The 15206-nt window shown below is 71.7% G+C and carries 9 protein-coding genes; 5 read left to right on the forward strand and 4 right to left on the reverse strand.

The features are described from left to right. Nucleotides 1-11 precede the first annotated feature (11 nt). Complete coding sequence (locus NS283_RS09955) at nt 12-4685, reverse strand: ATP-dependent helicase (protein WP_058596710.1); 4674 nt, start codon at nt 4683-4685, stop codon at nt 12-14. Between the two features lie 140 nt (nt 4686-4825). Here NS283_RS09955 and NS283_RS09960 point away from each other — a divergent pair, with 140 nt between their 5' ends. Next, nucleotides 4826-5110 (forward strand): hypothetical protein, encoded by a 285-nt coding sequence (locus NS283_RS09960; protein ID WP_058596711.1) that lies wholly within the window; start codon nt 4826-4828, stop codon nt 5108-5110. A 2-nt stretch (nt 5111-5112) separates the two neighbouring features. Here NS283_RS09960 and NS283_RS09965 read toward each other — a convergent pair whose 3' ends face one another. Beyond that, nucleotides 5113-6702: an ABC-F family ATP-binding cassette domain-containing protein gene (locus tag NS283_RS09965; RefSeq protein WP_058596712.1), complete on the reverse strand. Its 1590-nt coding sequence runs from the start codon at nt 6700-6702 to the stop codon at nt 5113-5115. A gap of 228 nt (nt 6703-6930) precedes the next feature. Between NS283_RS09965 and NS283_RS09970 the strand changes: the two genes are divergently transcribed. Continuing rightward, entirely contained in the window at nt 6931-7236 is a 306-nt protein-coding gene (locus tag NS283_RS09970) for a hypothetical protein (protein ID WP_153003329.1), read from the forward strand. A 1-nt stretch (nt 7237) separates the two neighbouring features. Here NS283_RS09970 and NS283_RS09975 read toward each other — a convergent pair whose 3' ends face one another. Further along, nucleotides 7238-7900: an alpha/beta hydrolase gene (locus tag NS283_RS09975; protein ID WP_058596714.1), complete on the reverse strand. Its 663-nt coding sequence runs from the start codon at nt 7898-7900 to the stop codon at nt 7238-7240. Nucleotides 7901-8123: 223 nt separating this feature from the next. Between NS283_RS09975 and NS283_RS09980 the strand changes: the two genes are divergently transcribed. Then, entirely contained in the window at nt 8124-8738 is a 615-nt protein-coding gene (locus NS283_RS09980) for an NUDIX hydrolase family protein (protein ID WP_058596715.1), read from the forward strand. A gap of 38 nt (nt 8739-8776) precedes the next feature. Continuing rightward, nucleotides 8777-10699 (forward strand): M3 family metallopeptidase, encoded by a 1923-nt coding sequence (locus NS283_RS09985; RefSeq protein WP_193752665.1) that lies wholly within the window; start codon nt 8777-8779, stop codon nt 10697-10699. Between the two features lie 118 nt (nt 10700-10817). Here the strand turns inward: NS283_RS09985 and NS283_RS09990 are convergent, their stop codons facing one another. After that, nucleotides 10818-11885 (reverse strand): threonine aldolase family protein, encoded by a 1068-nt coding sequence (locus NS283_RS09990; protein WP_058596716.1) that lies wholly within the window; start codon nt 11883-11885, stop codon nt 10818-10820. Between the two features lie 111 nt (nt 11886-11996). Between NS283_RS09990 and NS283_RS09995 the strand changes: the two genes are divergently transcribed. Beyond that, nucleotides 11997-15188, forward strand: coding sequence for a DEAD/DEAH box helicase (locus tag NS283_RS09995; RefSeq protein WP_058596717.1), 3192 nt, complete (start codon nt 11997-11999; stop codon nt 15186-15188). Nucleotides 15189-15206: the final 18 nt, after the last annotated feature.

Raw genomic sequence — 15206 nt, forward strand, 5'->3', positions numbered from 1 at the left:
TGGCGGGGTGCTTACGCACGGGCGGCCTCGCGGAGGGTGTCGCCCGCGGTGAGCTTGCGCAGCGTGAGACCCTTCGGGGACTCGACGAACCCGGCGGAGCGCAGCGCGCGGCCGACCGCCGTGCCGTAGACGAACTCGCCGTTGACCTGCTCGACGGTCAGCGTCTCGAGCCGACGACGCTTCGACGTCTCGGCGAGGTCGGTGGCGGCCGCGGCCAGCCGCGTTTCGTCGTCGGTGAAGGCCAGGGCGGTGCGGCCCCCGCGCTCCAGGTACAGGGTCAGTTCTCCGTCGACGAGCACGACAACTCCGCCCGCTTTGCGACCGGGGCGATGGGTGACGCCCTCGAGGGCCGGCCAGCCGAGAGCGGCGCCGTACGGGTTCGCGGGGTCGGTCGCCGCGAGCGTCACCGTGCGCAGGGGAGGAGGGTCGGCGACGGCGGCGAACTCGCGGAGCCGGTCGACCGTCGCGGAGGCGGCGAACTGGGCCGCCCCGAGCTTCTCGATGACGTATCCGCGACGGCAGTGCCCCGCCTCCTCGAACCCGGCCAGGATCCGGTAGACCTGGGCGAATCCGCCCGGGACTCCCTCGGACTGCACGGCCCCCCGGGTCACGACGCCGTAGCGGTCGAGGAGCAGGCTCGCCGTCGCCGTCGCGCGGGCGGCGGCATCGGCTTCCCGCTCAGGGAGAAGCGACCAACGCCCGCCGAGCGACGGCGGTCGCGGAGCCGACGTCGCCCGCGGCATCGCGGCCCCGCGATACATGCGGGCGCGCGGCGCGCGACGGGCGACGCGGTGTGATTGTCCGCCACCGCTGAGGAGCGTCCGCACCGGGGCGAACGTGTCGTTCGTGACGCGCCCCGCCCAGGTGAGCGCCCAGAGGGCATCGTTGACGGACTGCTCGTTCTCCGCACCGGCGAGCTGTTTGAGCTGCGCGGCGAAGTACGCCCCGCCGCCTTCGAGTGCGCCGAGGATGCGGGCCTCGAGCGAGTCGGGAGCCGGGACGTCGGGATCGTCGGGGTCTTGCAGGGTGAACGGCGCCGCCTCGGCCGGGTGGAGCGCGATCCATCCGTCGCGGCCCGGAAGGGTGCCGTGCCCCGACCACACCACCTCGCCCGTGGCGGTGAGCTCGTCGAGCAGAGCGGGGGAGTAGTCGCGGACGCGCGAGGGCAGCACGAGCGACTCCCACGCGCTCGCCGGGATCGGCACTCCGGCGAGCTGCTCGATGACCGCGAGCACCCCGTCGATGCCCTCGAGAGGCCGCCCCAGGTGCTGCCACACGGGAAGGAACCGCGCGTAGGCCGCGGGCGACACGGGCTCGACGCTGCCGCGGATCGCGGCCAGCGAGCGCATGCGCAGACGACGGAGGACCTCGACGTCGCACCACTCGGTCTCGTCGCCGCGGCTGCCCCCCGATGCCTCGGGCAGGAAGAACCCGCTCGCCAGCCGTCCCTGTGACTCGAGCCGTTGCAGCGTCAACCGGGCGACCGCGATGCCGACGCCCAGTCGCTCCGCGACCGCGTCGGTGGTGAACGGCGCGTGCGTGCGGGCGTAGCGGGCGACCAGATCGCCGAGCGGATCGGCGAGCGGTTCGAGGAACGCGTTCGGGATGCCGACCGGCAGCGCCGCGCCGAGGGCATCGCGGAGTCTCCCGGCGTCTTCGATCCCGGCGACGCGCGAGACGCCGCCGATCGTGACGCGGATCGCGCGGCGATCGTCGACGAGGGTGGCGAGGTGCCGCTCGGCCTCGGCGAGGGCATCGGTCTCGGCGTCGAGGCGCGCCGCGACCTCGGTCGCGTCGAGCGGACCGAGGATGCGCAGGAGGTCGGCCACGCCCTCGACCCCGCGCGCGCGGCGGTCGGGGTCGAGGCGCTGCGCTTCGCGCTCGAACTGCGCGATGACCTCGGGGTCGAGGAGTTCGCGCATCTCGACCTTGCCGAGCAGTTCGCTCAGCAGCGCCGGGTCGACCGAGAGCGCCGCTGCGCGTCGCTCGGCGAGAGGCGAGTCGCCCTCGTACATGAAGGCGCCGACGTACCCGAAGAGCAGGTCGCGGGCGTACGGCGAGGGCTGGGAGGTGGTGATCTCGACGAGCCGGATGCGCCGCTCGCCGATCTGCCGGGTCACCCGCAGGAGCGCGGGGAGATCGTAGACGTCCTGCAGCACCTCGCGCAGCGTCTCGAGGATGATCGGGAAGGCCGGATGCCGCTTCGCGACCTCGAGCAGTTGGGCGGAGCGCTGGCGCTGCTGCCACAGCGGCGAACGACGGTTCGGGTTGAGGCGCGGAAGCAGGAGCGCCCGCGCCGCGCACTCGCGGAAGCGCGAGGCGAACAGCGCCGATCCGCCGACCTCGTCGGTGACGATCTGCTCGAGTTCGTCGGGTTCGAAGACGAAGAGGTCGGCTCCGGGCGGTTCGGCGGCGGCATCCGGAACCCGGGCGATGATCCCGTCATCGCTCGCGACGGCGGCCCCCTCGACGCCGAGTCGCTCGCGGATGCGCGCGTTCACCGCGAGGGCCCAGGGGGAGTGCACCTGCATGCCGTAGGGGGAGTGCAGGATGATGCGCCAGTCGCCGACCTCGTCGCGGCTGCGCTCGACGGTCAGCGTCCGGTCGGTGGGCAGGCTGCCGGTGGCCTCGCGCTGCTCGGCGAGATACGAGAGCAGGTTCGTGATCGCGTTGTCGTCGAGTCCCGATTCGCGCAGGCGCTCCTCGGCCTTGGCATGGTCGGCTCCCGCCAGGTCACGCGAGAATTTTCCCAGCGCTTCACCCAGCTCGGCGGGGCGGCCGATGCCGTCGCCGTGCCAGAACGGCAGCTTGCCGGGCTGCCCGAACGCCGGCAGCACGTTGACACGGTCGTGCGTGATCTCGACGATGCGCCAGCTGGTGGTGCCGAGCGTGAAGACGTCGTTGACGCGGGACTCGTAGACCATCTCTTCGTCGAGCTCGCCGACGCGGGCGTTCTGCGATTCACCCGCCACGAACACGCCGAAGAGCCCGCGATCGGGGATCGTTCCTCCGCTGGTCACCGCGATGCGTTGGGCTCCCGGTCGCCCGGTGAGGGTCCCCGCGTCGCGGTCCCAGACCAGGCGGGGGCGCAGCTCGGCGAACTCGTCGGACGGGTAGCGCCCCGCGAGCAGGTCGAGCGTGGCCTCATAGGCCGAGCGGGGGAGTGAGCGGAAGGGCGCGCTGCGCTTGATGGTGTCGAACCACTCCTCGACGTCGATCGAGCCCAGGGCGGCGGCCGCGACGGTCTGCTGGGCGAGGATGTCGAGCGGATTCTGCGGCACAGCGATCGCCTCGATCCGGCCGGCGAGCATGCGCTCGGTGACCACCGCCGTGTGGAGCACGTCGCTGCGATGCTTCGGGAAGAGAGCGGCGCGGCTGACCTCGCCGACCTGGTGCCCGGCGCGTCCCACGCGTTGGAGACCGGATGCCGCGCTCGGGGGCGCCTCGACCTGGATGACGAGGTCGACCGCGCCCATGTCGATCCCGAGCTCGAGGCTGCTCGTCGCCACCACGCAGCGCAGCGCGCCCGACTTCAGCTCGTCTTCGACCTGGGCGCGCTGCTCCTTGGAGACCGAGCCGTGGTGGGCCTTCGCGAGGATCGCGGGCACGCCCGCCGACGATCCGGCCTGCGCCATGACACCCGCGGGCACCGTCGGCTCGGGCACGTCGATGCCGACGCGTTCGGCGTAGATCTCGTTGAGGCGCCCGGTGAGCCGCTCGGCCAGGCGCCGGGAGTTTGCGAACACGATCGTCGAGCGGCGTTCGAGGATGCGGTCGACGATCGCCTCCTCGACGTGAGGCCACACCGAGCCGGCCATCTCGGTGCTCTCGGGGCGCTCGGAGAACCACTCGCCGTCGGTCGCCTCGTCGGGATCGGGCGAACCCGGGGGCGGGGGAGGGTTGAGCATGTCTTCGATCGGCACGACGACCGACAGGTCGAACGCCTTCGTCGCTTTCGGCGCCACGATGTCGACGGGCTGAGCGCCGCCGAGGAACCGGGCGACCTCGTCGATCGGTCGCACCGTGGCCGAGAGGCCGATGCGCTGCGCGGGCTTCTCGAGGAGCGCATCGAGCCGCTCGAGGCTCACCGCGAGGTGGGCACCGCGCTTGGTGGCCGCCACGGCGTGCACCTCGTCGATGATGACGGTGTGCACGCCGCGGAGCGTCTCGGCGGCCTGGCTCGTCAGCATGAGGTACAGCGACTCGGGCGTCGTGATGAGGATGTCGGGCGGGTCGGTGACGAGCTTTCGACGGTCGCTCGAACTCGTGTCGCCGGAGCGCACGCCCACGGTCACGCCGGGGACCTGGATGCCGAGGCGCCGGGCCGACTGCCCGATCCCGACGAGCGGCGACCGGAGGTTCCGCTCGACGTCGACGCCGAGGGCCTTGAGCGGTGAGATGTAGAGGACGCGCGTGTTGGTCGCCGGGGTCTTCGGGGCGGCCTTCTTGCCGCGGCGCGGGGGCTCGGCATCCGGAATCTCAGGCGCCTTCTCGCGGAAGATCCGATCGATCGCGAAGAGGAAGGCCGAGAGGGTCTTGCCGGAGCCGGTGGGCGCGACGACGAGCGCGTTGCGCCCGGACGACACCGATTCCCACGCGCCTTTCTGGGCATTGGTCGGGGCCGAGAACGCACCGCGGAACCAGTCCTGCGTCGCAGGACCGAATCTGTCGAGGACGTCAGCCATGCCGACATCCTCTCTCGGACCTCCGACATCGGGTCGGGGTTGACGTTCGCCCGCCGCGGAACGGCGGTTCCTCCGCCCGGCGGAAGCGTCTCCGTCCCCGGGCGGAGGCGGTCTCCACCGGCGCTGTCTAGCGTGGGGACATGAACAGCGCATCGTCGTCCCCGCGGGCCGCCGTCGCGGTCGTGTCCGTCTCCGTCCTGCTCGGCCTCGCCATCGGTGCCGCCCTGTGGCTCGGCTCGCAGAACCTCCTCATGGGCGCCACGATCGGTGGCATCCTGGCCCTGCTCTTCGGTGGTTTCGCGGTCTTCGCGGTACGCGCGGCGGCGTCCTCGCCCGGCGGCTTCGGCACCGACGCGGGTGCCGTGGTCATCGGCGGCGGGGGCTGCGGCGACGGCGGCGGTGGAGGCGGCGACGGCGCCTGTTGAGGTCACGACGCGCGCTCGACGAGCCTCCCGTCCTCCAGCTCCAGAAGGAGATCCAGCCCGAGGCGCGCGAGGAACGCGTCGTCGTGGCTGACCACGAGCACCGCCCCGCGGTACGCCTGCAGCGCTGAGACCACCTGGTCGACCGTGTCGAGGTCGAGGTTGTTCGTCGGCTCGTCGAGAACGAGGAGCTGCGGCGGCGGATCGGCCAGCAGCAGCCGGGCGAGGGCGACGCGGAAGCGCTCGCCGCCGGACAGCGATCCGAGGGGGCGCGCGACCGCGTCTCCACGGACGAGGAAGCGGGCGAGTCGATCGCGCACCGCCGCGACGGGAACGTCCGGCGCCGCCGCGCAGACCGTGTCGAGGACGGATGCCGCGTCGTCGAGACCGTCGAGACGCTGGGGGAGGTAGCCGACGTGCTCCACGCTCGCTCGAGCGTGGACCGCAGCCTCCGTGCCGTGCACGATGCTCTGCAGCAGCGTCGTCTTCCCGGTACCGTTCCGCCCCACCAGGGCGACCCGCTCGCGTCCGGTGACGATCCACTCGCGCTCGCCGTCGCCCAGGGTCAGGATGCGCCGACCGGGCGCGTTGCCCGGATCGGGCAGATCGATGCGCACCACGTCGTCATCGCGGACGCGCGCCGACGCCTCGTTCAAGGCCGCGCGCGCGGCATCCTCCTTGCCCTTCATCTCCGAGCTCAATCGGCCCGCGCTCACCTGCGCCGCGTTGGCGCGTCCTCCCGCGATGATTTTCGGAACCCGCTTCTCGACCTGCGCCTTGTGCGCGACGCGGGCGCGGGTGGCGAGCTTGTCGTACGACTCGATGCGTTGCCGTCGCTCGCGGCGGAGGCTCTGCGCGGCGTCGCGCTCGGCGCGGACAGCGGCTTCCTGCTCCGCGTCGCGGTGCGCTCTCCAGACGCTGTACGGACCGCTGACGACGCTGAGGGTGTGGCCGTACAGCTCGGCGGTGGCATCCATCAGCTCCAGCAGGCCCACGTCGTGACTCACCACGACGAGGGTGCCGGGCCACGCCTGCACGAGTTCGCTCACCCGCGCGCGGGCCTCGCGGTCGAGGTCGTTCGTCGGCTCGTCGAGCAGCGTGATGTCCGCCGCGCGGGCGCGCAGCCCGACGAGCGCGGCCAGCATCGTCTCACCGCCGGAGAGCTCGCCGACGGTGCGATTCAGCGCGTCGGACGCCACACCGGCCTCGGCGAGCAGGGCGTGAGCGCGTGTCTCGACGTCCCAGTCGTCGCCGACGGCGTCGAAGTGGTGCGGAGCGACGTCGCCCGACTCGATCGCGCGGAGGGCGGTCAGCGCCTTCTCGACCCCGAGGAGCGATGAGACCGGTCGGCGCGGATCGGCTGCCAGACGCTGGGGGAGCATCGCGACCTCACCGGATGCCGAGACCGAGCCGGACGTCGGGGTGATGTGCCCCGCGGCGAGACGGAGGAGCGTGGACTTGCCGGCGCCGTTGCGGCCGACGAGACCGATGCGCCCGCGGCCGAGCGCGCCCGAGACGCCGTCGAGGGCGACGGTTCCGTCGGGCCACTCGAGGCGGACGTGGTCGAAGACGAGGGAGGGGGACGGTGAAGACATGACGGAACTCCGGGAACGCGGGATGCGCGGACGCCGGACCCGTCCGCATCAGCGGAGGGATGCCGAGAAACGGCGGGTCGACGGGTCAGCGCGCGGACAGGGGCGCGGAAGCGTCGACGTTCTTCACCGGAGGAGACCTCGTTCTCAGGGACAGGGCTGTCCACGATAGCCGACCCGGGAGCCACGCGGAACCCCGCCGCTGTCGGTCGCCGTGGTTAGTCTGTCGGCGTGGTTGCTTCCTCCCCCCTGGACCGCCGGAAAGCCGACGATAGGCGGCGTCGACTCCTCTTCGCGTGGGCGGTGACGTTCCCCGCCTGGGTGATCGTGTTCGTCGTCGTCGGTGTCTTCATGGGTGATGTCGTGGGCGGTCTCCGCACCGGGGCGCTCTTCGGCGCGGTGATGGGCGGGCTGGGCTCGATCCCGACCGGCCGGGGCGGAGGCTCGGTCTCGTCGTCGAACTACGTCGACAGCGGCTTCGCGTCGGATGCCTCGTGCGGCGACAACGGCGGCGGAGGGGACGGTTCGCACTGCTGAGTCAGCCCGCGGCCGCGCGGTCGGCGAGGCGCGCGTCGAGGAACGCGCGGACGTCGTCGAGCTCGTCCTGCGAGATCGAGTGCGTGAGCCCCGGGTGGACCCGGCCGCTCAGCTCGCTGTGTCCGGGAAGCCACTGCGCCGTCGCGTCGATCAGGTGCGCGGGGATGACGTCGTCGGCCGCGCCCCGCCCCCAGAACACCGGGGGCCGTCGCTCGGCGAGGACCGCGTCGCCCGGCAGCTCACCGCCGGCCGCATAGCCGGCCAGCACGACCGCGAACGACACCGCGTCGGGGTCGGCGCGCAGCGTCTGGAGCGCGACGGCGCCGCCCTGTGAGAAGCCGAGGAGTCCCACGGGGGCGTCGCCGACGACATCCTGAACCCACGCCAGCACGGATCGCGCCGCGCGGGTGACGGCGTCGGGGTCGCGTCCGTCGAGGCCCTCGATCGGATACCACGAGGCTCCCGGCATCGGCCACGGCGGCGCGAGCGGAGCGCGGACGCTCGCGACCACGAACTCGGACGGAAGATACGGCACGAGACCGAAGAGATCGTGCTCGTCGGAGCCGTAGCCGTGCAGCAGGAGCAGGACCGGCCGATCCCCGCGCTCGGCCGGGGGCACCGACCACCGCACGAGGGAGGAGTCGAGAGAGAGGGGCGCGCTCATGCGGCCATTGTGGCAAAGGCCTCCGACATCGGGCGCGGGCAGCGGGCCCTGACATCGAGCCTCGACGGCGAACCCTGCCGGCGGGGAAGCGGGTCCCGGCGGGGGTGGTTCCGGGAGGGGACGCCGCTCCGACGCCGGATTTCGTCCCCTGCGGGCTGCGGAACGCGCCCTCGCCCTCCGCGGACACGCGGCATCGGGAGCGGTCGGTTGATATACAGGGAGCATGGCTGTTCGCACACCCGACCCCGAGCCCGGCGACAACGGCGGGGAGCGCGAGCCGCTGTCCGGCCCCTTCTCGGGCGCCCCCAGCGGTCCGAACACCAACCCGGGCTGGCTTAGCGAGGTCGAGCTGGCCGAGGCGCGGCGACGACTCCCGATGCTCTACGTCGAGGCGCTCCCGGTGCGCACCGACGGGATGGGCATGGTGACGCAGGTCGGGATCCTGCTGCGCGCGACGCCGCTCGGAGAGATGACACGCACCCTCGTCTCGGGGCGCGTGCGCTACGGCGAGACGGTGCGCGACGCGCTGTTCCGGCACGTCGAGAACGACCTCGGACCGATGGCCTTCCCGCTCCTCCCGCCGCAGCCGGCGCCGTTCACGGTGGCCGAGTACTTCCCGCTTCCGGGTGTCAGCGCGTTCCACGACGACCGGCAGCACGCCGTCGCGCTCGCGTTCGTCGTGCCCGTCACCGGCACGTGCGAACCGCGCCAGGACGCGCTCGAGGTCACGTGGCTGTCGCCCGAGGAAGCGGCATCCGACGCTCTCGCCGCCGAGATGGAGGGCGGTCGCGGCACCCTCGTGCGTCAGGCGCTCGCCTCGGTGGGCGCGCTGCGCTGACCTTTGCCGGTGTCGGAGGCCCTGTCTAGGGTCGGAGGATGCCGATCACCGAACCTGCTCCGCTGCTCCTGCCCACGGACGCCGCCGGGTGGACGAGCTTCGTCACCGACCGTCCCGCCACCCGTCGCGCGCGTATCGATGCGATCGACGCCCGTCTCGCGACGGCGGACGATCTGCCCACCGCCGAGCGGCTGGAGCTCTGGAACGACGCCGACATCGCCTTCGCCGAAGCGTTGTCCGAGGCGCACCTGCTGAGCGAGTCGCATCCGGATGCCGAGATCCGTCGCCTCGCGGAAGAACAGGTCCAGCAGTTCGAAGCCCTTCAGGCTCGGCGTCTGCTGGACCGGGGGCTGTGGAGGGCGTTCGCCGAGGCCGATGAGACCGGCCTCGGCGACGACGAGCTGCGGCTCCTCACGCACATCCGTCGCGACTTCCGGCGGGGTGGTGTCGATCTCGACGACGCAGCGCGCGAGCGCGTCCGCGAGCTGAGCGACCGCGACACCGAGTTGTCGTTGACGTTCTCGCGCCACATCCGTGAGGGCAGACGCGAGATCCGGGTGCCGGCGACCGCCCTCGACGGCTTGCCCGCTGACTTCGTCGCCGATCATCCGGTCGACGACGAGGGGAAGGTGACGTTGACGACCGAGTACACCGACCTCATGCCGGTGCGGGAATACGCCCGCGATCGCTCCACGCGCCATGCGCTGGTCGCCGCCTACAACGACCTGGCCTGCCCCGAGAACGAGCCCGTGCTCGCCGAGTTGCTGGCTGTGCGAGCGGAACGCGCCGCGCTGCTCGGATACGGCGACTGGGCCGATTACGAGACCGAGACGCGCATGATCGGATCGAGCGCCGCCGTCGACGCGTTCCTGACGCGCGTGGCCGATGCGGCGGCGCCCGCGGCAGCGGTCGAGTACGACCGCATCCTCGAGCGGCTGCGCCGTGACGACCCGTCCGCTGAGGCCGTCACGATCGCTGACTTCTGGTACCTGTTGAGCGCCCTGAAGCGCGAGGAGTACGACGTCGACGCGCAGGTCGTGCGGTCCTACTTCCGGTTCGATCGCACGCTGGACGGCGTGCTCGAGACGACCGCGAGTTTGCTCGATGTCTCGTACGTGCCCGTCGACGCCCCGTCGTGGCATGACGACGTGCGCGCCTACGACGTCGTGCGCGGCGACGAGCGGCTCGGCCGCATCCACCTCGATCTCCACCCGCGCGATGGAAAGTACAACCACGCCGCGTGCTTCCCGCTCGCGCCCGGAATCTCCGGCCGATCCCTCCCCGAGGGTGTCCTGCTCTGCAATTTCTCACGCGGCCTGCTCGAGCACGACGAGGTCGTCACCTTCTTCCACGAGTTCGGTCACCTCGTGCACGAGATCATCGGTGGCCACCAGCGGTGGGCACGGTTCACCGGCGTCGCGACCGAGTGGGACTTCGTCGAGGCGCCGAGCCAGCTGCTCGAGGAGTGGGCCTGGGATGCCGGGGTGCTGGCATCCTTCGCCCTGAACGACGCCGGAGAACCGATCCCCGCCGATCTCGTCGCCCGCATGCGGACGGCCGACGCGTTCGGCCGTGCGCTCGAGGTGACACGCCAGCTCGGGCACGCGACGACGTCGTACCGCCTGCACGTCGAGCGCCCGTCCGATCTGCGGAGCGCCGTCGACGGCTACTACCGGGCGGCCAGCCCCGTGACGCCTCTCGATGGCTCGCACTCTTATGCCGGTTTCGGCCACCTGACCGGATACGGCGCGTGCTACTACACCTACCAGTGGAGCCTCGTGATCGCGCGCGATCTGCTCTCGGCCTTCGGCGACGACCTGTTCGACGCCGAGACCGCCGAGCGGTACCGCCGCGAGATCCTCGAGCCGGGCGGCTCGCGCGACGCGCGCGACCTCGTCACCGCTTTCCTCGGGCGAGAGAGCACCTTCGACGCCTACCGCGACTGGCTCGCGGGTTCCTGAGGCGGTGAGGGCCGTGGCATCCGGGGTTCGGATGCCACGGCCACTGGCTGGGGTGCGCGGCCTCCGCGCCGGGGTCGGGCGGTCGGCTCGGGCTCGGCTCGGTCCCGGGCGGGTCGCGTCAGGCCGACGTCTCGCGGGCGATCGCCGCGATGAAGGCGTCGATGTCGCTCTCGGTGGTGTCGAACGAGCACATCCAGCGCACCTCGCGTCGCAGCTCGTCCCAATCGTAGAAACGGAAGCTCTCGCGCAGACGATCGGCGACACCCGCGGGAAGCGTCGCGAACACGCCGTTCGCCTGGGTCGGCTGGGTGAATTCGACGCCCTGGATCGACCCGTCTGCGAGGCCCGCCTCGACACCGGCGCGCAGGCGCTGCGCCATGGCGTTCGAGTGGCGCGCGTTGTGCAGCCACAGGTCGTTCTCGAGCAGGGCGACGAGCTGCGCCGAGACGAAGCGCATCTTGCTCGAGAGCTGCATGTCGAGCTTTCGCAGGTAGGTGAGCCCGGTGGATGCCGCAGGGTCGAGCACGACGATCGCCTCGCCGATCATGGCGCCGTTCTTCGTCCCGCCGAAGCTCAGCACGTCCACACCCGCGTCGCGCGTGAAGGTCCGCAGCGGCACGTCGAGGGCGGCCGCGGCATTGGAGATGCGAGCGCCGTCCATGTGCAGGCGCATGCCGTGCCCGTGGGCGTGGTCGGCCAGGGCGCGGATCTCGTCGACCGTGTACAGCGTGCCGAGCTCGGTCGACTGCGTGATCGAGACGACGAGCGGCTGCGCGCGGTGCTCGTCGCCCCATCCCCAGGCCTCGCGATCGACGAGATCAGGGGTGAGTTTCCCGTCGTCGGTGGGGACGGTCAGCAGCTTGATGCCGCCGACGCGCTCGGGGGCGCCGCCCTCGTCCACGTTGATGTGGGCGGTGGAGGCCGAGATCACGGCGCCCCAGCGCGGCAGCATCGACTGCAGCCCGACGACGTTCGCTCCCGTGCCGTTGAAGACCGGATAGGCCTCGACCCCCTCGCCGAGGAGCCCGACGAAGAGCTCCTGCAGGCGAGCGGTGTAGACGTCTTCGCCGTAGGCGACCTGGTGGCCCTCGTTGGCCGCGGCGATCGCGGCGAGGACGTCGGGGTGGATGCCGGAGTAGTTGTCGGAGGCGAAACCGCGCACCGACACGTCGTGGAGGGAAGTCACGGTCCCAGCCTAACTTCGGCCTCTTATCCCCAGCCGGGCAGATCGACGAACCATCCCCCGATCGGTGCCGAGGTGCAGCCGTGTGTCGGAGGGCCCGACGAGAATGAGGGGATGCACCTGGACCCCGAAGCGCTCAGCATCGCGGGCGAGATTTTCTCGCCCGCGGCGATGACGCGCGCAGACCGGCTCCTCGTCTACGGCTCCGTCGAGGTCGGCGATGTGAAGACGATCGGCGACGTCCGAGTGGTGACCGCGCAGTCCTTCGGCGCGGCGGGGTACGAGCACCTCGAGCTGCGGGTTCCCGGCGATGTCGCGCGGCTGTCGGGGTGGTGCTCGTGCGGGCGAGGGCCCGAATGCGAGCACTCCTGCGCGGCGGCGCTCCTGCTGTTCGACCGGTTGATCGCGGCCGGGCGACCGCCGCGGCCAGAGTGGCAGCGCTCCCTCGACGAGCTCTTCCTCTCCGCCCCGCCCGCCGACGAAGAGCCCCCGTTCGAGCTCTGTCTGTTCCTGTCGATCCGCCGCGGGGGCGGGCACGGGCGCAGCACTGCTCTCACCCTGACGGCGCGTCCCGGCGTGCGCGGTACGCGAGGCACGTGGATCAAGGGGCGCGCCGGGTGGTCGGCTCTCGCGGCGCTGCCGGCCGATCCTGCGGCCCGCGCCGCCCTCGACAGCCTGGGCCGCCTCGGCCGGTCCGGACCGGGTGCGTTCCTCTCCGACGAATGGATGCCGCTCTCCGCCGTCCCACCGCACTCGCTGTGGATGCAGCTCGACGCCGTTCTCGCAGCCGGCGTCCCGATCGTCTCCGGTTCCGGCATGCACCACCCGGTGGACATCCCCGCCGAGGCCGTCCGCGCCGCTGTCGCGCTCGAGCGACGCGGGTCGAGCCTGCAGATGCGCGGCATCGTGGAGGGCGTCGCCGAAGAGGTCGCCTCGCTGTCGTCCTGGGTCGTGGGCGACCCGGCCGTCGCCGTCGCCTTCGTCGCCGATCGCGACGGCGCCGACGAAAGGATCACGCTCGCGCGACTGTCGACCCCGGCGCCCGCACCCGTGCGCGGACTCCTCGCCCGCCCGAACGCGCTCACCATCGATGCGACGAGCGCCGACACCTTCCTGGCCGACTACCTGCCGCGCCTCCAGCTCGATGCGCCCGTCGTGTCGCCACGTGGCACCGTCGAGGTGCCCGCCGCTCCTCTGCCGGTACTCGAACTCCTCGTCGATCATCAGGGCGAGGGTGCATCGATCTCGGCGCGGTGGGATCGCTCGTCCACGCGCGGCCGCCACCACCCCGAGCACGAGAGCGCCGTGTGGGCGGCCGCCTCCGCCGTCGCCTCCGATGCGCGGATCATCCTCCCTGAGCCGTACCCGTCGGGAAAGACGCCTCCGAGGCCGCTCGTTCCGGCGGCGGCGGCGATCCTCTCCGTCGAGGTGCTGCCGCGCCTCCGCGAGATCGATCATGTGCGCGTGCTCGTCACCGGCTCGGCACGGGACTACCGCGCGGCACCCGAGGCTCCGGTCGTCGAGCTGACCACCGCCACCGACGACGGCAGTGACTGGTTCGATCTTCACGCGCGGGTGAGCGTCGGCGACGTCGAGGTCGACTTCACCGACCTGTACACGGCATTGGCGCTGGGCGACAGGGTGCTCTTCCTCGGCGACGGAGAGTACGTCCGCCTCGACACCCCCGAGTTCGCGCGCTTGCGAGCGGTCATCGACGAGGCCCGGACGCTCGCCGACCGGCCGGAGTCGCAGCTGAAGCTCAACAGGTACAACGTCGGCCTGTGGGACGACCTGTCGGAGCTGGGCATGATCGCCGCGCAAGAGGCCGAGTGGTGGCTGCGGGTGAGGGGGCTCACCGACGAGGCAGCGCTCGAGACCGTCGATCCGCCGGCGGGCCTTCGTGCGACGCTGCGCGACTACCAGCGTGCGGGTCTCGACTGGCTGCACTTCCTGCGCACACAGGGACTCGGCGGCGTCCTGGCCGACGACATGGGTCTCGGCAAGACGGTGCAGACGATCGCCATGATGGAGGCGGCACGCGCCGCGGATCCGACCATGGCGCCGTTCCTCATCGTCGCTCCGACGAGCGTCGTCGGGAACTGGGCCCGCGAGTGCGCGACGTTCGCGCCGGGCCTCGACGTGCGCGTCGTCACGGCGACGCAGGCGCGACGGGCGACGAGCATCCAAGAGACGGCCGCCGGGGCGCACGTCGTCGTCACGAGCTATGCGCTGTTCCGACTCGAGCAGGAGCAGTACGCCGAGGCCGACTGGTCCGGGCTGGTGCTCGACGAGGCGCAGCAGATCAAGAACCCCGCCTCTCGCGGCTATCGCGCCGCCCGGGCGCTGTCGGTGCCCTTCACGTTGGTCATCACGGGCACCCCGATGGAGAACAACCTCCTCGAGCTGTGGGCCCTCATGTCGCTCGTCGCTCCGGGACTCCTCGGGACGCGCGAATCCTTCACGACCCTCTATCGGACGCCGATCGAGAAGCACTCCGACGCCGCGCGCCTCGACCTCCTGCGTCGCCGGATCCGTCCATTCCTGCTGCGGCGCACGAAGGATCTCGTCGCGTCGGAGCTTCCCCCGAAGCAAGAGACCATCATCGAGGTCTCCCTCCACCCGACGCACCGCAAGCTCTATGACCGGCGCTTCCACCGGGAGCGGCAGCGTCTGCTCGGGCTGCTCGACGACGCCGAGGGAAACAGCTTCGCGATCTTCCGATCGCTGACGATGCTCCGGCAGCTGGCGCTCGATCCCGCCCTGGTCGACGAGGGAGAGGCCCCGTCCGCGAAGCTCGACGCCCTGGAGGAGTTGTTGGTCGAGGCCGCCGCCGAAGGGCACCGCGTCCTGGTACTGAGCCAGTTCACGCGTTTCCTCCGCGCCGCCCGGGAGCGCTGCACCGAGGCGGGACTCGCCTCGGGATATCTCGACGGCACGACCACGAACCGGCAGGTCGAGATCGATCGGTTCCGTGAGGGTGACGACCCCGCCTTCTTCGTGTCGTTGAAGGCGGGTGGCGTCGGGCTCAATCTGGTCGAGGCCGACTACGTGGTGCTGCTCGACCCGTGGTGGAACCCCGCCGTCGAAGACCAGGCGATCGACCGCGCGCACCGGATCGGGCAGACGCGCCCGGTGATCGTGTACCGCCTCGTCGCGGCGGAGACCGTCGAAGAGAAGGTGGTCGCGTTGCGCGAGGCCAAGGCCGAGCTGTTCTCGCGCGTCCTCGACGGCGGCAGTGACGAGGGTGGATCCTTCGCGGGGGGACCGCGCCTCACCGCCGACGACATCCGGAGCCTGCTGGACTGACGTCCTGCGACGCCCAGT

Origin of the sequence: Microbacterium testaceum (genome assembly GCF_001476285.1) — a bacterium.
Lineage (GTDB): Bacteria > Actinomycetota > Actinomycetes > Actinomycetales > Microbacteriaceae > Microbacterium > Microbacterium testaceum_B.

Bases quoted from the DNA above. Each gene is read 5' to 3' on its own strand.
- NS283_RS09955 (WP_058596710.1), bottom strand. From the start codon at position 4,685: ATGGCTGACGTCCTCGACAGATTCGGTCCTGCGACGCAGGACTGGTTC.
- NS283_RS09960 (WP_058596711.1), top strand. From the start codon at position 4,826: ATGAACAGCGCATCGTCGTCCCCGCGGGCCGCCGTCGCGGTCGTGTCC.
- NS283_RS09965 (WP_058596712.1), bottom strand. From the start codon at position 6,702: ATGTCTTCACCGTCCCCCTCCCTCGTCTTCGACCACGTCCGCCTCGAG.
- NS283_RS09975 (WP_058596714.1), bottom strand. From the start codon at position 7,900: ATGAGCGCGCCCCTCTCTCTCGACTCCTCCCTCGTGCGGTGGTCGGTG.
- NS283_RS09980 (WP_058596715.1), top strand. From the start codon at position 8,124: ATGGCTGTTCGCACACCCGACCCCGAGCCCGGCGACAACGGCGGGGAG.
- NS283_RS09985 (WP_193752665.1), top strand. From the start codon at position 8,777: ATGCCGATCACCGAACCTGCTCCGCTGCTCCTGCCCACGGACGCCGCC.
- NS283_RS09995 (WP_058596717.1), top strand. From the start codon at position 11,997: ATGCACCTGGACCCCGAAGCGCTCAGCATCGCGGGCGAGATTTTCTCG.